Genomic DNA, 18,413 nt, shown 5'->3' on the forward strand with positions numbered 1-18,413 from the left:
TGGCGGTACGGCGCAGCCCGCCGCGTACCCGGCACCAACCCGTTCAACCGTGGTGACAAACAGTGGGGCCCCACCAGCGGCGGGCTCGCCGTACCGCCACGACCCCGGGCCCCCCCCCCCCCCCCCCCGGGGCGCCCCCCCCCCCCCCCCCCCCCCCCCCCCCCCCGACTCGCATGGGGCTTCAGCCGAGTCTGGCCGCGAGGCCGCCCGTGCAGCGCACCTCGTCGCCCGCCGTGATGAGCAGCGCTTCCACGTCCGGGAGTGATTCCAGCCAGGCCAGGCCCTCCCGCGAACCCATCGCGAACGCGGCCGTCGCCCAGCAGTCGGCCCAGGTCAGACGCGGTGCCACGACCGTGACGGCGACCAGGTCCGTCACCGCGGACTTGCCGGTGCTCGGGTCCACGATGTGCGCCCCGCGCTCCGCCGTACCGGAGGTGGCCACCGCCAGCTCGTCGGTGCCCGCGGCCGAGATGACGGCCGCGAGACCGCCCGGGCGGAGCGGATCGGAGACGCCGACCCGCCAGAGCCGGTGCGGTCCCGGGGTGCCGAACATCTGGACGTCGCCGCCGCCGTTGACGCTGACCCCGCTCACGCCGGCCGCCGCCGCGATCAGCTCGGCCGCGCGCTCGGCGGCCCAGCCCTTCACGATGCCGGTCGGGTCGAGCTGTCCCTCGTACCTGGTGCTGAACCAGCCGGCGCTCACCCGCTCCGCCTCGGCGCCCAGCTCCAGCACCTCGGCGACCTCGGCGTCGCACTCGGCCAGGGTCAGCTCGCCGCGGGCCAGCCGGGAGACCTGGCTGTCGTCGCGGTAGGTGCTGAACACCTCGTTGACGCGGTGCAGTTGGGCGATCGCCCGCTCCAGCGCGGCCCGGACGGCCTCGGGCTCCCCGCCGCGGATGTCGAAGGAGAACACCGTCCCCATGACCTCCTCGGCGTGCCGCAGTTCGGCGGGAGCCGCCGCGGGATCGGTCACCGTGTCAGCCACCGGCCTTGTCCAGTGCCGACTGCAGGGACTGCTTGTAACCGCCGCTCGTGTACGACGCGCCCGACACGGAGTCGATGGTCGCGCTCCCGGCCGCGACGGCCTCCTGGTTGAGCTTCGGGATCGCCAGCGCGGTCTTCTGGTCGCTGGTGCCGCCCTTGGGCGCCTGGATCGCCTCGGCCTTGGTGATCTTGCCGTTCGCGACGGTGATCCGGACCTGGACGGGCCCGTACTCGGTCGTCGCGACATCACCGGTGACGGTCTTGGCCTGGGCTGCCTGACCCGACCCGGCGGCCGAACTCTTGGACGGGGCGGCCGTGTTGGCGCCGGCGGCCTTCATCTTGTCGATGGCCGACTGCAGGGACTGCTTGTAGCCGCCGCTGGTGTACGTCGCCCCGGACACGGACGTGATGTCCGCGCTCTGCGTGGCGACGACCTCCTGGTTGAGCTTGGGCACGGACAACGCGGTCTTCTGGTCGCTGGTGCCGCCCTTGGGCGCCTGGACGGCCTCGGCCTTGGTGATCTTGCCGTTGGCGACCGTCAGGCGTACCTGGACGACCCCGTACTGGGTCTGGGCGACGGCGCCCGTGACCGTCGAGGTCCCGGCCGCCGCGGCACCGCCCTGCGGCGACTCCTGCGCGGCGGCGGCTCCCTGGGTCCCCGCACCCTGCGCGGACGCCGAGGAGGAGTCGGTCGCCGGCTTCAGGGAGAGCAGCAGAACGATCCCGGACACGGTGGCGGCGCTCGCGAGCAGAACACGCCGGATGGGGTGGCTCTTCTTCATTGCTCCTGACTCCCGTCGCTCACATCTCGAACGACTCGTGATGGATACGGCGGGCGGGGACCCCCGCGCCGCGCAGTGCTTCGTAGACCGACTGCGCGAAGCCGGGCGGCCCGCACATGAAGACGTCGTGGTTGTCGATGTCGGAGATCTTCCGCCGCAGGGACTCCGCCGAGATGTCGGGGCGTTCCCCGCCGGGACTGTTGACCGCGTACATCAGCCGGGCGCCGCGCTCGTCGGCGATCTTCGCCAGCTCGTCCCACAGCGCCAGGTCCTGGGTGGTGTTGGCCCGGTAGAGCAGGGTGATGTCACCGGCGGCTCCCGGCAGCGTCTCGAACAGCGCCCGCATCGGCGTGATGCCGACGCCGCCCGCGACCAGCAGCACCTTGCCGCGGGTGCGCCGCTGCGAGGTCAGCGCGCCGTACGGGCCCTCGGCCCACACCTTGGTGCCGGGCCGCAGTTCGCGCAGCCGGGCGCTGTGGTCGCCGATCGCCTTGACCGTGATCCGCAGCATGTTCGGGCGGGGCGCCGCCGACAGCGAGTAGGGGTGCGAGCTGAACCGCATGCCCGGCGCCAGGAACCGCCAGCGGAAGAACTGCCCCGCCTCCGCGCCGATCCGGTGCAGCTTGCGCCCGCTGATCAGCACGGACACGATGCCCGGTGTCTCCTCGATGACCGCCTCGACCCGCATCCGGTGCCGCATGTTGAGGCGGATCGGGGTGAGGATCCGGTACCAGACCACCAGCGCGGTGACCGTGCCGTAGAGCCCGTACCAGACGGTCTTGGCGACCGGCGTCAGCGCGAAGTCGTTGCCGGTGGTGATCTGGTGCCAGAAGGTGAAGAACACCGCCGCGTACGTCAGCAGATGCACGTGGTACCACATGTCGTACGGCAGCCTGCGGCGGATGCCGCCGATCGACGAGAGGCCGATGAGCAGGAACAGGCCCGTGCCGATCGCGGCCTTGCCCATGTCGGGCAGCTGGTTCACGGAGTCGATGGTCTGCTGGACGATGTCGCTCAGCGTCTTGCCCGCCTGGAGGGCGTAGCCCCACATGATGAGGAAGACGTGCGCGAAGACCAGGCAGAGCGTGTAGCGGCCGCTCATCGCGTGCCAGCGGGCGACCCGGTCGGAGCCGACCCGGCGTTCCAGGGCGGGCACCCGGGCCATCTGCAGCACGACGAGTGCCATCAGATAACCGGCCAACAGGCCAGTGATACGGCCCGCGTTGAGAATCTTGCCGTTCTGGTCGGCGATGGACGGCGTGTTGTGCCACCACAGCCACAGCACCCCGACCGCGCCCGCCCAGACGGCGAGCAACAGCAGGGTCGCTGGGGAGCGGCGCGGGCGGATGCGGCGCATCGTCTGTCGGCGGGCGGCACGTCCGCCTGCGAGCGTGGTGGTCACGGTTCCTCCGTGGACGGGGCAAGGGGGGGTGGGCTGGTCCCTTGGCCCTGAAGTACGTGCCGTTGCGCCTGTGCGTTCAGAGTCCCGCGGAGTCCAGTGCGGACTGGAGTGACTGGCGGTAACCGTCACTTGTGTAGGTGGCCCCCGACACCGTGTCGATGCTCGCGCTCTGCGCGGCCAGCACCTCGCGACGCAACTCCGGCAGGGCATAGGAGTTGATCTCCTGGTCGCGCGGATTGTCCGACGGCGACTGGACCGCGGTGACGTCGGTGATCCTGCCGTTCTTCAGGGTGATTTTCACCTGCACGGGACCCCAACGGGTCTGCGCGGTCTCACCGGTGACGGTCTTGGTGCCGGTGGCGGTCGAACCGCCGGAACCGGAACCGGTGGCGGAACCGGAGGAACTGCTCGACGGCGCGGTCGCGGGCGACGCCGCTATCTCGGGCGCGGTGTGCGGCTTCAGCGCCAGCAGCATCACCAGACCGGACGCGGTGACCGCGCTCGCCAGCACGATCCGGCGCAGCGGACGGTTCTTCTTCAACGGATGCACGACGGCCTCACAGCTCGAACGACTCGTGGTGGATACGGCGGTCCGGCACACCGGCGGTGCGCAGTGCCCCGTACAGGTCCTGGGCGAAGGCGTGCGGACCGCAGATGTACACGTCGTGCCCGGCGAGATCGGGCACGGCCTCACGCAGCGCCGCCGCGCCGAGCGAAGGCCGTTGCCCCTGCGGCCCGTTGAGCGCGTACAGCACCTTCGCCCCGCGCCACTGCGCGATCGCCTCCAACTCGGCGCCCAGCGCCAGGTCCTGGGCCGTACGCGCCCGGTACAGCAGCGTGACCTCGCCGGGCAGCGTCTCGAACAGCGCCCGCAGCGGGGTGATCCCGACCCCGGCCGCGATCAGCAACGACCGCTGCGAGGTGCGCCGTTCGGCGGTCAGCGAGCCGTACGGCCCCTCCGCCCACACCCGCGCCCCCGGCCGCAGCAGGGCTATGGCGGCACTGTGGTCGCCGAGCGCCTTGACCGTGATCCGCAGCAGGTCCCGGCGGGGCGGCGCCGACAGCGAGTACGGCGTCGACGTCCAGCCCATCCCCTCGCCGAAGAACCGCCAGCGGAAGAACTGCCCTGCCTCCGCGCCGAGTTCGTCGACGTGCCGCCCGCGTACGACCACGGAGTAGACACCGGGCGCCTCCCGGTGCACCGACTCGACCCGCAGCCGGTGCCGCAGGTTGAGCCGCACCGGGGCGAGGATCCGGTACCAGAGGACGAGGGCCGCGACCCCGAGGTACAGGCCGTACCAGGCGGCCGTGGCTCCGCCGTGGCCGTTGAACTCGTTGCCCAGGCTGATCTGATGGAAGAAGGTCAGGAACACGGCGACGTACGTGAGGAGATGGACGTAGTACCAGAACTCGTAACTCAGCCTGCGGCGCGCGGCGCGGGCAGAGGTGATGCCGACCGCGAACAGGATGACCGCCCCGAACGTCGCCTTCAGCATGTCCGGGTAGTCCAGGATCACGGTGACCGTCTCGTGCACGATCGAGGCACGGTCCTGGGCCGCGTAGCCGAGCAGGATGAACACGACGTGCACGACCAGCAGGCAGATCGTGTAGCGGCCGGCCATCGCGTGCCAGCGGGCCACCCGGTCCGAGCCGACCCGCCGCTCCAGCAGCGGCACCCGCGCCATCAGTCCGACGAGCACCGCACAGGCGTACCCGCACAGCAGGCCGGCCATCCGCCCGACCCCGGTCAGCCAGCCCGCGGCCCCGACGACCGAGCCGGTGTCCGCCCACCAGAGGGCGACCGTGGCCGCCGCTCCCGCCCACAGCAGCCCGAGCACCGCGCCCGCCGGCGAACGCCGGGGAGCCGGCGCCACAGGCGGTGCCGTCCGCCGTTCGTACACGGTGGTCATGTGTGTGTCCTTTCACCCGTCCTGCACACAACTGTGGGGGTCGAACCTCTGAGGGATCTCTGAGCGGGCGCCTTTCTCAGCTTTCTCAGAGGAAACTCAGAGCCGCTCACGGCGGCCGAGGGCGCCGCGAGGAGAGATGCTGGTAAACGCCATGAACACGACCCGCTCCGGCCGACCGGCCCTCACCCGCCCCGACGGCACCCCCGTGCGCGTCCTCGTCGTCGACGACGACCCCGACCTCGCCGAGGTGCTGTCCGGCGCCCTGCGCTACGAGGGCTGGGAGGTCCGCGCGGCCGGTGACGGCGCCTCCGCGCTCGTCGGCGCGCGCGAGCTGCGGCCCGACGCCGTCGTCCTCGACGTGATGCTCCCGGACACCGACGGCTTCGCCGTGCTGCGCTCCCTGCACGAGGTCAAGCCCGACGTCTGCGTGCTCTTCCTCACCGCCCGGGACACGGTCGAGGACCGCATCGCCGGCATCACCGCGGGCGGCGACGACTACGTCACCAAACCCTTCAGCCTGGAGGAGGTCGTCGCCCGGCTGCGCGGACTGCTGCGCCGCGCCGGCATGGCCCGCCAGCAGGAGGAGGGCCCCCGGATGACCGTCGGGGACCTGGTCATGGACGAGGAGGCCCGCGAGGTCACCCGCGCGGGAGACCTCGTCGAACTCTCCCCGACCGAGTTCGAACTCCTCCGCTTCCTCATGCGCAACCCGCGTCGCGTCCTTAGCAAGGCCCAGATCCTCGACCGCGTCTGGTCCTACGACTTCGGTGGCCAGGCCCATGTCGTCGAGCTGTACATCTCGTACCTGCGCAAGAAGGTGGACGCGGGCCGCGCGCCCATGATCCACACCGTGCGCGGGGCCGGGTACGTGCTCAAGCCGGTCGTGTGATGGGCCGGGGACTGCGGGCCGTCGGGCGCCGGCTGGGGCGAATGCCCCGGCCGCACACCCTGCGGGCGCGCCTCACGGCGGGCCTGGTGGTGCTGCTCGCGGTCAGCTGCGCGGCCGTCGGAGTGGCCGCGGTGATCGAGCTGAACGGCTTCCTCACCAGTCGGCTGGACCAGCAGCTGACCGAGGTCGGCACCCAGTTCCCGGCCAGCCTGGAGCACAAGGGCCAGACGCTGACCGACCACGACGCCGACGACCGGGAACGCGGCGACACCCGCCGGCAGGCACCGGGCACGTTCGGCGCCCGCCTCGTCGACGGCGCCGTCACCAACGCGGCGGTCGTGCCCGCCGACAAGGACGACGCCACGACGGACCTGAAGGTCGCCCTGACCGCGCGGGACCGGCGGGCACTCGCCGCGGTCCGGGTCGACGGCCGGGCCCACACCATCTACCTCTCGTCCCTCGACAGGTACCGGGTTCTCGCCTCCGCGGGCCGGGACGGCGACGTGATGATCACCGGGCTCCCGCTGGAGTCGGTGGAGGCCGCCGTCCACCGGCTGGAGGCGGTCGCCGCCATCGTCTTCGGCGCCGCTCTCCTGGTCACCGGCTTCGCGGGCGCACTCTGGGTGCGCTGGTCGCTACGACCGCTCAGCCGGGTCGCCGCCACGGCCACCCGGGTCAGCGAACTCCCGCTGGCCAGCGGTGAGGTGACCCTGCCGCCCCGGGCGCCGGAGTCCGACCCGCGCAGCGAGGTGGGCCGGGTCGCCGGTGCCTTCAACCGCATGCTCGGCCATGTCGAGGACGCGCTCACCCACCGGCACGCCAGCGAGGAACGGCTGCGCAGCTTCGCGGCCGACGCCAGCCATGAACTGCGCACACCGGTGGCGTCGATCCGGGGCCACGCCGAACTCGCCCTCCTCCACCCGGACCCCGTCCCGCCCAAGGTCACCCGGGCACTGGAACGCATCGCGGCCGAGTCCGCCCGCATGGGCGTCATGGTCGACGAGATGCTCCTCCTCGCCCGCCTCGACGCCGGCCGCCCCCTCGAACGCCGCCCGGTCGACCTCACCCGCCTGGTCCTCGACGCCGTCGCCGACGCCCGCGCCGCCGGCCCCGACCACCGCTGGACCCTGGAACTCCCCGAGGAACCGGTCACGGTCACGGGCGACGCCCACCGCCTCCAACAGGTGCTGGCCAACCTGTTGGCCAACGCACGTTTGCACACACCTGTCGGTACGAAGGTGACGGTGACGGTGGAGACGGAAACCGACGGCGGGGCGACCCGTCTGGTGGTCCACGACAACGGCCCCGGCGTCCCGACAGAGGTCCAGCCGGGAGTCTTCGAACGCTTCACCCGCGCAGACCGCAGACGAACGGAGGGCGGGGGAGGAGGAGCGGGGCTGGGCTTGTCGATCGTGGCGGCGGTGGCGGAGGCACATGGGGGAAGCGTGACCCTGGAAAGCCGCCCGGGCTCAACAACGTTCACGGTGTGGCTTCCGGCGGCCTGACCCCCCAAGGGGCGCGGGGCTGTGTCGATGTGCGGCTCCGCCGCGTGGGCGCGCTCAGCCCCATCCGGCGCGCACTCGCCACACGTCCGAAACCCCCAACGGCGCTCCCGCAACTCAGTACCGAGTAATAGCCGTAGCCCCGCCCACGGTCCCAATCGCGATATGCGGCTCACGCAAAGGATCAGCCCACCGCAAAATCCTCCGCATCGCATCCCCCGCCACAGACACACAACCGGCGGTAGCCCCACGCCCGTTGACATGCAAAAAGATCCCGGCCCCCCGCCCCTTCACGGGCTTGGCGTAGTTGAACCCGACAACGAACCCGTACGCGTACTGCGTCGGATAAGAGATCAACCGCTCGGACTCGGACGCCCGACAATCACTCGCCAGGGGCTCACTCCACCGGTTGTAGACCCGAGACCGAGTGTCCTCACACCACCACGAACTCCCGCTCACCCGCCGGTACTTGGCCTTGGTCCCACCAGGCGCGGCCTTGATCCCGAAGGCATACGGCAGGTCGTACAACCCCGTGGGAGTCGTGTAAGACCCCTGCTTACGTGACCCACCCTCAACCAGCCCCTTCGCCCCGAACCGAGCGGCAGCAGCACCGACCTTCACCCACACCCCACCCCGCCGCTCCCACCAACTCAACGTCCCGGCAGTGGAGTTGGCGCGCGGCGCCTCCGCCAGGATCAGCTGACTCCCACCCCCGGTGTCGGCGAGCGACGAGGGTGCCGGAGGCTCCACCGCACGCGCGGGCGCGGCACCGAGCAGCAGAAGAAGGGACGCGGACGCAAGGGCGAGCACACCGGGACGCATGGCTCAGACGGTAGAGCGCGGACGAGGTGACGGCAGCTCAGTTGGGCCGAACAGGGAAGACGCGGCCGGCCCTGGGGTCACCGTGGCCGCCCCGGCCGGCGTTCATCGGGGCGGCCACGGCTGCCTGTCACGTCACTTGGTGAGCGTGCAGGCGGCCAGGGAGTCGAGACCGGAGGGCTTGGTGCCCTGACGGCCGATGGCGATGGCGATCCGGTCGATGGTGGACACGCGCTTGTCCTTCAGCGGGCCGAGGATCGCGTTCTGGACGAAGTTGGCGCCGCCCTGTCCGACGGTGTCGACGAGTCGCTTGTTGGCCTCGGCGATCTGGGTGTCGAGAAGGGCGAGGTTCCGGTCGACCTCGGCCTGAGCGGAGGCCGGAACGGCAGGGAGCTGCGACTTCACGTCGGGGCAGGAGATGGCCCCGACCGCCGTGGTGGTGTCCGTCCCGCCGGCCGCGTCGGTGGCGGACGCCGTGGCGCTGGGGGTCGCGGTGTCGGTCGCACCGGTATCCGTGCCGGTGTCGGTCCCGCCCGTCCCGGTCCCGCCGACGTCGGTCCCACCGGTGTTGAGGGTGCAGGTGGCCAGCGAGTCCAGACCCGTCGGCTTGGTGCCCTGACGCCCGATGGAAATGGCGATCCGGTCGATGGTGGAGACCCGCTTGTCCTTCAGCGGGCCGAGGATCGCGTTCTGGACGAAGTTGGCGCCGCCCTGTCCGACGGTGTCGACGAGTCGCTTGTTGGCCTCGGCGATCTGGGTGTCGAGAAGGGCGAGGTTGCGATCGACCTCGGCCTGAGCGGAGGCCGGAACAGCGGGCAGCTGCGACTTCACGTCGGGGCAGGAGATCGTCCCCGGGTCGGCCAGCGTCCGGGCGCTCTGCGCTGTGCTGCCCTTGTCCGGCGTCCCGGCGAGAGCGGACCCGGCGATGACCGCGCCGGACAGCACCACGGCGGCGGCACCGCCGATGAACACGACGCGACGCTTGTTGTACTTGGGGAGAGCCCTGGACATGCGAATGCCTCACTCGGGTCAGGGGTGAACAGGGGGTGACTCGTGGGGGAAACGCGGCGCCTGCGTTCGGCGAGAGGTACGGGAAAGCGGTTGCTGATGTTCAAGGTTCTTTCAAATTGACGAATCATGCATTGCTCTGCATAATCATGCATGCGAGACAATGCAGGGGCACCACAGAACGACGACCCCCATCCACAGCCTTTGAGGAGCAGCGCAAGTGAGCAGCAACAGCGGTGACGTACGGCTCTGGGGCGGTCGTTTCGCCGACGGTCCCGCCGAGGCCCTGGCGAAGCTGTCCGCGTCCGTCCACTTCGACTGGCGGCTCGCGCCCTACGACATCGCCGGTTCCCGCGCCCACGCGCGCGTGCTGCACAAGGCGAACCTCCTCACGGACGACGAGCTGACCCGGATGCTCGCCGGCCTCGACCAGCTCGAAGCGGACGTCGCCGACGGCTCCTTCGTGGGCACGATCGCCGACGAGGACGTCCATACGGCCCTGGAACGCGGCCTGTTGACGATCCTCGGCCCCGACCTCGGCGGCAAGCTGCGCGCCGGCCGCTCCCGCAACGACCAGGTGGCCACCCTCTTCCGGATGTGCCTGCGCGACCACGCCCGTTCGATCGGCGGCCTGATCGCCGACCTCCAGGACGCGCTGGTCGGCCTCGCGGAGGCCCACCCGGACGTCGCGATGCCCGGCCGCACCCACCTCCAGCACGCCCAGCCGGTACTGTTCGCCCACCACGTCCTCGCGCACGTCCAGTCCCTGTCCCGGGACGCGGAACGCCTGCGCCAGTGGGACGAGCGGACGGCCGTCTCGCCGTACGGCTCGGGAGCGCTCGCGGGTTCCTCCCTCGGCCTGGACCCGGAGGCGGTGGCGAAGGACCTCGGCTTCGAGCACGGCTCGGTCGCCAACTCGATCGACGGCACGGCCTCCCGCGACTTCGTCGCCGAGTTCGCCTTCATCACGGCGATGATCGGGGTGAACCTCTCCCGGATCGCCGAGGAGATCATCATCTGGAACACGAAGGAGTTCTCCTTCGTGACCCTGCACGACGCGTTCTCCACGGGTTCGTCGATCATGCCGCAGAAGAAGAACCCGGACATCGCGGAGCTGGCACGCGGCAAGTCGGGCCGCCTGATCGGCAACCTGACGGGCTTGATGGCCACGCTCAAGGCCCTCCCCCTCGCCTACAACCGCGATCTCCAGGAGGACAAGGAGCCGGTCTTCGACTCCATCGACCAACTGGAGGTCCTGCTCCCGGCGTTCACCGGCATGATGGCCACCCTCACCATCCACCGCGACCGCATGGAAGAACTGGCCCCGGCCGGCTTCTCCCTGGCCACGGACATCGCCGAGTGGCTGGTCAAGCAGGGCGTTCCCTTCCGGGTGGCCCACGAGGTCGCCGGCGAGTGCGTGAAGGTGGCGGAGTCCGAGGGCATCGAACTCGACGGCCTCACCGACGAACAGTTCGCGAAGATCTCCCCCCACCTCACCCCGGAGGTGCGGACAGTCCTGAACGTGCCGGGCGCCCTGGCCTCCCGCAACGGCCGGGGCGGCACGGCCCCGAGCGCGGTGGCCATCCAACTGGCAGAGGTGAAGCGGGACTTGGCGACCCAGCACGCCTGGGCAACGGCGAAGAGCTAAGTGGTTTTTTAGGGGCGCGGGGAACTGCGCGAGCAACCACAACGCACGCGCACCCGCCAAACGCACCCCAAGCCCCGAGCTCTGAAGCGAAGGTCATCGCAGGTTACGTTGGTCGAGAGCCGCACCACAGCCGACCAACCGGAGCCCGCGATGCCCTTCGCCCGACTGGCAACAGCAACAACCCCCACCAGCCACCTCGGACTGGGCCTCGCCGCAGTAGGCCGCCCCGGCTACATCAACCTCGGCCGCGAAGAAGACCTCGGAGAGCACCGCACCGTAGAAGCACTCCGCACCCGAAGCCACGAACTCCTGGACGCCGCATACGCGCAGGGCGTCCGCTACTTCGACGCGGCCCGCTCCTACGGCCGCTCCGAGGAGTTCCTCGCCGACTGGCTGAAGGCCCACCCCGACCTGGACGACATCGTGGTCGGCAGTAAATGGGGCTACACCTACACCGCCGACTGGACCACGGACGCCGAGAAGCACGAGGTCAAGGACCACAGCGTCCAGACCTACGACCGTCAGCGCGGCGAAACCGCCGACCTGCTCGGCGACCGTCTGGACCTCTACCAGATCCACTCGGTGACCCCGGACAGTCCGGCCCTCACCGACAAGCAACTCCACGCGAAACTGGCCGAGTTGGCGGCGACGGGCGTCACCGTCGGCTTCTCCACCAGCGGCCCCGCCCAGGCCGACGCCATCCGCGCCGCGCTCACCGTGACGGTGGACGGCGAGCCCCTCTTCCGTACTGTCCAGTCGACGTACAACGCCCTGGAGACCTCCGCGGGCCCCGCCCTCGCCGAGGCGCACGACGCCGGCCTCACGGTGATCGTCAAGGAGGGCATGGCCAACGGAAGGCTGGCGGAGCCGTACGCGCCGGACGCCCTGAAGGCCGTAGCCGAAGAGACGTCACTCGGTACGGACGCGGTCGCCCTGGCCCTGATCCTGCGCGAACCCTGGGCAGGCGTGGTCCTCTCCGGCGCGGCGACCGTGGGACAGCTCGCCTCCAACCTGCACGCGGCTGTCGTGGACCTGAACGACGACCAGCTCGCCCGCCTCGACGCGCTGGCCGAGGACCCGCACACGTACTGGGCGCGGCGGGGCTCGCTGCCCTGGCACTGACGATCACCTGATCCGACCCGAGCCATGGGTCACGTATGCCCATGGTGAGACAAATGTGTCTCACGTGGGCTACTGTTGTCTCATGGCTGTCGACCGTGACCACGTACTCCGCAGCGCGGCCGCGCTGCTCACCCGGAAATCCACGTCCACCATGGACGAGGTCGCCAAGGCGGCCGGGATCAGCCGGGCCACGCTGCACCGCCAGTTCGCCGGGCGCGACGCGCTCGTGCGGGCGCTGGAGGCGCTGGGCATCGCCGAGTGCGAGTCCGCGCTGGACGCGGCCCGGCTGGACGAGGGTCCGGCCGCCGACGCTGTACGGCGGCTGGTACGGGCGATCGAGCCCGCGGCCGGACTGCTCGCGTTCCTCTACAGCGAGAACCAGCTCTTCGAGGGCGAGCAGCAGAACGCGGGCTGGAACAGGATCGACCAGCGGATCGCGACCCTCTTCCGGCGCGGCCAGTCCAGCGGCGAGTTCCGTATCGACCTCACCCCGGCCTGGCTCACCGAGGCGCTGTACGGCCTGCTGGCCTCCGGCGCCTGGGCGGTCCAGGAGGGCCGGGTCGCCGCCAACGACTTCACGCACATGATCGTCGAGCTGTTGCTCGGCGGAGCACTACGGAGAGAGGAATCATGACCAGCACCCTGCAGCCGGCGATCGCGACGGAGACGGAGAAGCGCCCGGGCCGTTGGCTCGCGCTCTCCGTCCTCGTGCTCGCCGTGCTGCTGGTGGCCGTGGACGCGACGGTCCTGGGCCTCGCAACCCCTTACATCAGCGAGGACTTGAAGCCGTCCGGCACCCAACTCCTCTGGATCGGCGACGTCTACTCCTTCGTCATCGCGGGCCTGCTCGTGTCGATGGGCAGCCTCGGCGACCGCATCGGCCGTAAGAAGATCCTGCTGATCGGCGCCACCGCGTTCGGCGCGATATCGGTCCTCAACGCCTATGCCACGACACCGGAGTTGATGATCCTGGCGCGGGCGCTCCTCGGCGTCGCGGGCGCGACCCTGATGCCCGCCACCCTCGCCCTGATCCGCAACCTCTTCCACGACCCGCGCGAACGCAGCCTCGCCGTCGGCATCTGGGGCGCAACAGCCTCCGCCGGTACGGCAGTCGGCCCGGTGGCGGGCGGCTTCCTCCTCGAACACTTCTGGTGGGGCTCGGTCTTCCTCATCAACCTGCCCGTGATGGCGGTCCTGGTCCTGGTGGGCATCAAGACGCTCCCGGAATCCAAGAACCCCGACCCGGGCCCGTGGGACCTGATCAGCGTCACGCTGTCCCTGGTCGGTGTGATCGGAGTGGTCTACGCCGTCAAGGAGGCGGCGACCCACGGCTTCGAGCTGCCCTCGCTCGCGGTGGGCGCCCTGGGCGCGGCGGCCCTGTACTGGTTCGTACGCCGCCAACTCACGCTACCCGCACCCCTGTTGGACATGCGCCTGTTCCGCAACCGCGGCTTCAGTGCGGCGGTCCTGGCCGACCTGCTGACCATCCTCGGCCTGTCCGGCCTGGTGTTCTTCCTCTCCCAGTACCTGCAACTCGTCCAACGGCGAGGCCCGTTCGAGGCCGGCCTGGCCGAAATCCCCGCCGCGGTAGGCGCGGTGGCGGCAGGCCTGATCGCGGGAAGGGTGGCCCGCCGCTTCTCCGTCCGAGCGGTGGTCGCCGGCGGCCTGGCAGCGGTAGGCCTGGCACTGGCCGTCCTGACGACCCTGGACCAGTCGACCGCTTACCCGCTCCTGGGTGCCGCGTTGCTGGTGGTGGGTGTCGGCGCGGGTTTCTCGTTCACGGTGACCGCCGACGTCATCCTCTCCTCCGTACCGAAGGAACAGGCGGGAGCGGCATCGGCGGTCTCGGAAACGGCGTATGAGTTGGGCGCGGCCCTGGGCATCGCCGTACTGGGCTCGATCGTGACGGGTGTGTACCGGGACTTCGCGGCTCCGGCGGGCACTCCGAGCGGCGCGCACGAGTCACTGGGCGGCGCGGTGGAGGCAGCGGCAGACATGCCGACTCAGGTGTCCCAGGAAATGCTGACTTCGGCGAGAGAAGCTTTCGTCAACGGCCTGAGCGTGGCATCGGCGGTAGGCGCAACAGTCCTACTGGCAACGGCAGTTGCAGCATGGTTCATGCTGCAAGGCCAACGGTTGGAAAGCGCCCCGTAAGGGGCGCGGGGAACTGCGCGACCAGCCACAACGGACCCGCAGCCGAAAACGGCCAACCGCCGGAGGCCTACGCGGCTTTCGCTTTAGTCGCGTACATATCCACGTACTCCTGCCCCGACAACCGCATGACCTCAGTCATCACAGAGTCGGTCACAGCCCGCAGCACATACCGATCCCGGTCCATCCCCTCGTACCGAGAGAACTCCATCGCCTCACCGAACCGAACAGTGACCTTCCCCGGCCGGGGGAAACCCGCACCCCCCGGCTGCAACTTGTCCGTCCCGATCATCGCGAACGGCACAACAGGCGCGCCCGTCATCATCGTGAGCCGAGCAATCCCGGTCCGCCCCCGGTACAGACGGCCGTCAGGCGACCGTGTCCCCTCGGGGTAGATCCCGAAGACCTTGCCCTCCTCCAGGACGCGGCGGCCGGTCATCAGCGCGGCGACCCCGCCGTTCGCCCCGTCCCGGTCCACCGGAATCATGCCGACGCCGGTGAAGAACCAGGCCATGAGGCGGCCCTTGAACCCCTTGCCGGTGACGTACTCGTCCTTGCCGATGAACAGCACCTGCCGGTCGCAGACCAACGGAAGGATCATCGAGTCGATGAACGTGAGGTGGTTGCCGGCCAGGATCACCGGACCGTCTCCCGGGATGTGCTCGATTCCCTCCACCCGGGGGCGGAACATCAGGCGCATGATCGGTCCGAGCAGTGCCTTGATGAGCGCGAAGCGGGACAACGGGCCCTCCGGTGTCAAGGGGTTCGATATAAATCTGTGCAGGTGAGGACGATACTCGCGGCGCCCGGGGTAATGCACATCGGGTTCACCGAGGTCTTACGCAGTGTTGACGCACGTTTACCTGCGGTGCCGCGCCAGAGCCGTCCCGTAACCGGGCCGCCATGTTGTGACGCATCTCGCGTTCCTTGGTGACGGCGGGTCAAACCTGCCAGCCGGTACGACATCCAGCGTCACCGCCGTGTTCCGGCCGAGGTCTCCCGCCCGTCATCTGCGCGCACCTACGATCGGCGCGCAGCGACGGGGCGACGCCAGGAGGTTTCATGGACACGCAGGGAACGCAGGGGCCGAACGAGCGAGCGGGCGGCACCGGACGACGGGCGCTGCTCGGCGCCGCCGTGCTCGGCGCGGGAGTGGCCGCACTCGGACCGGCGGGCGCGGCGAGAGCCGCCGAGACCACGACGGCCCGCCACGGAGGCGGCCTGAAGGACCTGCCCAAGCCGACGATCGTCGGTCACCGCGGCACCAGCGGCTACCGCCCGGAGCACACCTTCGGCTCGTACAACCTCGCCCTCGACATGGGCGCCGACATCGTCGAGGCCGGTGACCTCGTCCCCACCAAGGACGGCCACCTGGTCTGCCGGCACGAGCCGGAGATCGGCGGCACGACGAACGTCGCCGACCACCCCGAGTTCGCCTCCCGCAAGACCACGAAGCTGCTGGACGGCGTCTCCACGACCGGCTGGTTCACCGAGGACTTCACGCTCGCCGAGCTGAAGACCCTGCGCGCGATCGAGCGCATCCCGGTCAACCGCCCGCACAACACGCTCTACAACGGCCGCTGGGAGATCCCCACCTTCGAAGAGGTGCTCAAGTGGCAGGACGAGCAGACCCGTAAGCGCGGCAAGCAGGTCTGGATCTACCCCGAGATGAAGCACCCCACCTACTTCCGCAAGCGCGGGTTCGAGATGGAGAAGCTGCTCTCGACGATCCTGCGCCGGCACGGCAAGGACAAGAAGAACTCGCCGGTCCTCATCCAGTCCTTCGAGCCGACCAGCATCCAGAAGATCAACAAGCTTGTCGGCAACCCGCTGGTCGTGCTGCTGTCCGGCACGGGCACCCGGCCCTTCGACTTCATCGACCAGGGCGACCCGCGCACGGTCGACGACCTGGTCACGCCGAAGGGTCTCGCCGAGATCGCGACGTACGCGGACGGCCTGGGCCCGACGCTCGACCTGATCATCACGAAGAACGCCGACGGCAGCCTGAACAAGGAGACCACCCTGGTCGCCGACGCGCACAAGGCGGGCCTGATCCTGCACCCCTACACCATGCGCAACGAGAACCCCTTCCTGCCGCTGGAGTACCGCAAGGGCACGGCCGCGGACGCCTACGGCGACGCGTTCGGCGCCTTCAAGCGGTACTTCGCCACCGGCATCGACGGTGTCTTCACCGACAACGCCGACACCGGTCTGCTCGCCCGCGCGGACTTCGTCAACGGCTGAGCCCCGCGCCCCGTTGGAGTGACAGACGGCCGCCCCGGCAACCCCGCGCCGGGGCGGCCGCGTCGTGCCGCATATGACACACCAACTTGTCGCCACCCTGCGCCCGCTGCTCGCCGCCGAGGCCTCCGCCGAGGCATATGCCTCCGGAACCGAGCCCGGCGATCTCGAACAGGCCGTCTGGCTCCGCCTCCTGGAGCTCCTCGACGCCTCCGGCCCACCGGTCGACCCCCAGCGCTGGCTCCGCCGCGCGGTCCGCTCGGAGGCCCGCCGCACCCGCCGTACCGCCCGCCGCGAACAGTCGTACGGCGACGAGCCAGTCGACGACAGCGACCGCGGCCCCGAGCAGGCCGCGCTCACGGCGGCGCGGCATCGCGCGCTGCACGACGCGGTGAGCCGGTTGCCGGGCCGTTGCCCGCGGCTGATCGAGGCGCTGCTGTCGCCCAAGGACCTCACCTACCGCGAGATCGCGGGGGAGTTGGGTATCTCACAGGGCAGTCTCGGCCCGGAACGTTCCAGATGTCTGGGATGTCTTCGGCGATTGCTGACGCCGGAGGTTGCGGCCCACGAAGCACGGGGATAGGAGTGAGGAATCAAGTGGCGATCAGGTGAGCGGGAGGCGTGCGCACATGGGCATGAGCGTGACCATCTCGGTGGCGACCGAGCAGGACGCAGAGCAGATCTTCAGGCTGCAGTACCTGTGCTTCCAGAGCGAGGCGGCGCTGTACGGCAACTACCGCATCGACCCGCTCGTCCAGAGCCTCGACTCGGTCCGGGGCGAGGTCGGCTCCGACTGCGTCTTCGTCGCCCGGCTGGGCGAGGAGGTGGTCGGATCGGTCCGCGGCACGGTGACCGAGGACGGTGCGGCGGCCATCGGCAAACTCTGCGTCCACCCGCGCCTCCAGGGCCACGGCATCGGCGCCCGCCTTCTCCGCGCGGCGGAGTCGGCCCTCGCGGGGGAGCGTGGTGCCAAGAAGTTCCGCCTGCACACCGGCCACCGCAGCGAGGGCAACCTCCGCCTGTACCGCCGCGTCGGCTACGAGACCGTAGGCACCTCCCAGGGCGACGACGGCGTACCGATGATCGTCCTGGAGAAGCCGGTCGAGGCGTACGTCGCTACGGCGTGACGGTGCCGGTGCTGTCGGCCGTGCGGTTCTTCCGCAGCCAGTACAGCGCGGACAGCGGCAGCAGCACGGGGATGAAGATGTACCCCCCGCCGTAGTACGACCAGACCGTCGCGTCCGGGAAGGCCGAGCTGTCGATCACGGTCAGCGTACCGACGACGAGGACACCCGCGAGTTCGGCGGCACAGCACACTTGTGCCGCCCTGCGGGCCGTCTCGCCGCCGCGGATCAGGGAGTACGTGATGAATCCGTACACCACGCCCGCCACCGCAGACAGCGAGTAGGCGAGCGGGGCCCGGTCGAACTCGGTGGCGATCTGGTAGACGGAGCGGGAGACCGCGCCGACGACCATCACGCCGTAGAACCAGACGAGCAGCATGCCGGGCCCGCTGATGAGCCGCTTGGGCCTCTCTTCCACGGTGTTCTCTTCCACGGTGGTCATCTCAGCTTCCCCAGATGTCGTAGAGCCGCACTTCGAGCACGGCGAGGACCACACCGCCGGCCGCGGCCGTGATCGAACCCCAGCGCGTGCGCTCCGTCAGGGACATGAAGCCCGCCGCCGGGACGGACGCGAACGCGCCCAGCAGATACGCCACGAAGATCACGGTGCCCTGCTCCGGCTTCTCGCCGCGCGCCAACTGCACGATGCCGACCACCAGTTGGACCGTGGCCAGCAGGGTGACGACGGCCATGCCGATGAAGTGCCAGTCCTTGGTCGGCTGATCACGGTAGGCCGCCCACCCGCACCAGGCGGCGAGCAGGAGCGCGGCGACACCGGTCGCCAGCGTCAGGGCATCAAGCATGCAGTGACCCTATTACGGGCCAAAAGGC

At 70.2% G+C, this 18,413-nt stretch carries 19 protein-coding genes; 9 read left to right on the forward strand and 10 right to left on the reverse strand.

Annotated elements, in window-relative coordinates; all coding sequences use genetic code 11:
• Positions 1 to 181 precede the first annotated feature (181 nt).
• The 5 genes from ACGFY9_RS48190 to ACGFY9_RS48210 all read right to left on the reverse strand — a co-directional run bounded on the left by ACGFY9_RS48190 (position 182) and on the right by ACGFY9_RS48210 (position 5,078).
• A complete protein-coding gene (locus ACGFY9_RS48190; protein WP_393765423.1) occupies positions 182 to 985 on the reverse strand; it encodes an FAD:protein FMN transferase in 804 nt (267 codons plus the stop codon).
• A complete protein-coding gene (locus ACGFY9_RS48195) occupies positions 978 to 1,766 on the reverse strand; it encodes an FMN-binding protein (RefSeq protein WP_393765425.1) in 789 nt (262 codons plus the stop codon). Before ACGFY9_RS48195 ends, ACGFY9_RS48190 begins: the two co-directional genes overlap by 8 nt.
• A gap of 19 nt (positions 1,767 to 1,785) precedes the next feature.
• Positions 1,786 to 3,168 (reverse strand): ferric reductase-like transmembrane domain-containing protein, encoded by a 1,383-nt coding sequence (locus ACGFY9_RS48200; RefSeq protein WP_393765427.1) that lies wholly within the window; start codon positions 3,166 to 3,168, stop codon positions 1,786 to 1,788.
• 76 nt (positions 3,169 to 3,244) lie between these two features.
• On the reverse strand, positions 3,245 to 3,718 hold the full coding sequence (locus ACGFY9_RS48205) for an FMN-binding protein (protein WP_393765429.1): 474 nt from the start codon (positions 3,716 to 3,718) through the stop codon (positions 3,245 to 3,247).
• A 7-nt stretch (positions 3,719 to 3,725) separates the two neighbouring features.
• Positions 3,726 to 5,078 (reverse strand): ferric reductase-like transmembrane domain-containing protein, encoded by a 1,353-nt coding sequence (locus tag ACGFY9_RS48210; protein WP_393765431.1) that lies wholly within the window; start codon positions 5,076 to 5,078, stop codon positions 3,726 to 3,728.
• A 151-nt stretch (positions 5,079 to 5,229) separates the two neighbouring features.
• Between ACGFY9_RS48210 and ACGFY9_RS48215 the strand changes: the two genes are divergently transcribed.
• Both ACGFY9_RS48215 and ACGFY9_RS48220 read left to right on the forward strand, forming a co-directional pair.
• Complete coding sequence (locus tag ACGFY9_RS48215; RefSeq protein ID WP_393765479.1) at positions 5,230 to 5,967, forward strand: response regulator transcription factor; 738 nt, start codon at positions 5,230 to 5,232, stop codon at positions 5,965 to 5,967.
• Positions 5,967 to 7,472 carry a sensor histidine kinase gene (locus tag ACGFY9_RS48220; RefSeq protein ID WP_393765433.1) on the forward strand — a complete coding sequence of 502 codons (1,506 nt, stop codon included), beginning with the start codon at positions 5,967 to 5,969 and terminating at the stop codon, positions 7,470 to 7,472. The genes ACGFY9_RS48215 and ACGFY9_RS48220 overlap by 1 nt, the downstream gene beginning before the upstream one ends.
• Positions 7,473 to 7,586: 114 nt before the next feature.
• Here the strand turns inward: ACGFY9_RS48220 and ACGFY9_RS48225 are convergent, their stop codons facing one another.
• The gene (locus ACGFY9_RS48225; protein WP_393765435.1) at positions 7,587 to 8,291 is read right to left on the reverse strand and encodes a L,D-transpeptidase; all 705 of its coding nucleotides are present in this window, start codon (positions 8,289 to 8,291) and stop codon (positions 7,587 to 7,589) included.
• Between the two features lie 132 nt (positions 8,292 to 8,423).
• Positions 8,424 to 9,299, reverse strand: a complete 876-nt coding sequence (locus ACGFY9_RS48230) for a hypothetical protein (protein ID WP_393765437.1) — start codon at positions 9,297 to 9,299, stop codon at positions 8,424 to 8,426.
• Between the two features lie 217 nt (positions 9,300 to 9,516).
• Between ACGFY9_RS48230 and argH the strand changes: the two genes are divergently transcribed.
• The 4 genes from argH to ACGFY9_RS48250 all read left to right on the forward strand — a co-directional run bounded on the left by argH (position 9,517) and on the right by ACGFY9_RS48250 (position 14,220).
• Complete coding sequence (gene argH / locus ACGFY9_RS48235; protein ID WP_393765439.1) at positions 9,517 to 10,944, forward strand: argininosuccinate lyase; 1,428 nt, start codon at positions 9,517 to 9,519, stop codon at positions 10,942 to 10,944.
• A 150-nt stretch (positions 10,945 to 11,094) separates the two neighbouring features.
• A complete protein-coding gene (locus ACGFY9_RS48240; protein WP_393765441.1) occupies positions 11,095 to 12,066 on the forward strand; it encodes an aldo/keto reductase in 972 nt (323 codons plus the stop codon).
• An 82-nt stretch (positions 12,067 to 12,148) separates the two neighbouring features.
• Complete coding sequence (locus ACGFY9_RS48245) at positions 12,149 to 12,700, forward strand: TetR/AcrR family transcriptional regulator (RefSeq protein ID WP_393765443.1); 552 nt, start codon at positions 12,149 to 12,151, stop codon at positions 12,698 to 12,700.
• Complete coding sequence (locus ACGFY9_RS48250) at positions 12,697 to 14,220, forward strand: MFS transporter (RefSeq protein ID WP_393765445.1); 1,524 nt, start codon at positions 12,697 to 12,699, stop codon at positions 14,218 to 14,220. Before ACGFY9_RS48245 ends, ACGFY9_RS48250 begins: the two co-directional genes overlap by 4 nt.
• 67 nt (positions 14,221 to 14,287) lie before the next feature.
• Here the strand turns inward: ACGFY9_RS48250 and ACGFY9_RS48255 are convergent, their stop codons facing one another.
• Positions 14,288 to 14,959 (reverse strand): lysophospholipid acyltransferase family protein, encoded by a 672-nt coding sequence (locus ACGFY9_RS48255; RefSeq protein ID WP_393765447.1) that lies wholly within the window; start codon positions 14,957 to 14,959, stop codon positions 14,288 to 14,290.
• Positions 14,960 to 15,279: 320 nt separating this feature from the next.
• Here ACGFY9_RS48255 and ACGFY9_RS48260 point away from each other — a divergent pair, with 320 nt between their 5' ends.
• From ACGFY9_RS48260 to ACGFY9_RS48270, 3 genes are all read left to right on the forward strand, one after another.
• A complete protein-coding gene (locus ACGFY9_RS48260) occupies positions 15,280 to 16,461 on the forward strand; it encodes a glycerophosphodiester phosphodiesterase (RefSeq protein WP_393765449.1) in 1,182 nt (393 codons plus the stop codon).
• A gap of 73 nt (positions 16,462 to 16,534) precedes the next feature.
• Positions 16,535 to 17,041, forward strand: a complete 507-nt coding sequence (locus ACGFY9_RS48265; protein WP_393765451.1) for a sigma-70 family RNA polymerase sigma factor — start codon at positions 16,535 to 16,537, stop codon at positions 17,039 to 17,041.
• A 46-nt stretch (positions 17,042 to 17,087) separates the two neighbouring features.
• Positions 17,088 to 17,585 (forward strand): GNAT family N-acetyltransferase, encoded by a 498-nt coding sequence (locus ACGFY9_RS48270; RefSeq protein ID WP_393765453.1) that lies wholly within the window; start codon positions 17,088 to 17,090, stop codon positions 17,583 to 17,585.
• Here the strand turns inward: ACGFY9_RS48270 and ACGFY9_RS48275 are convergent.
• On the reverse strand, positions 17,575 to 18,024 hold the full coding sequence (locus tag ACGFY9_RS48275; RefSeq protein WP_393765455.1) for a hypothetical protein: 450 nt from the start codon (positions 18,022 to 18,024) through the stop codon (positions 17,575 to 17,577). The genes ACGFY9_RS48270 and ACGFY9_RS48275 overlap by 11 nt on opposite strands.
• 1 nt (position 18,025) lies before the next feature.
• Positions 18,026 to 18,385 (reverse strand): hypothetical protein, encoded by a 360-nt coding sequence (locus tag ACGFY9_RS48280; protein ID WP_393765456.1) that lies wholly within the window; start codon positions 18,383 to 18,385, stop codon positions 18,026 to 18,028.
• Positions 18,386 to 18,413 lie beyond the last annotated feature (28 nt).

This window comes from Streptomyces sp. NPDC048504, assembly GCF_043200035.1.
In the GTDB taxonomy this organism is placed as follows: Bacteria; Actinomycetota; Actinomycetes; order Streptomycetales; family Streptomycetaceae; genus Streptomyces.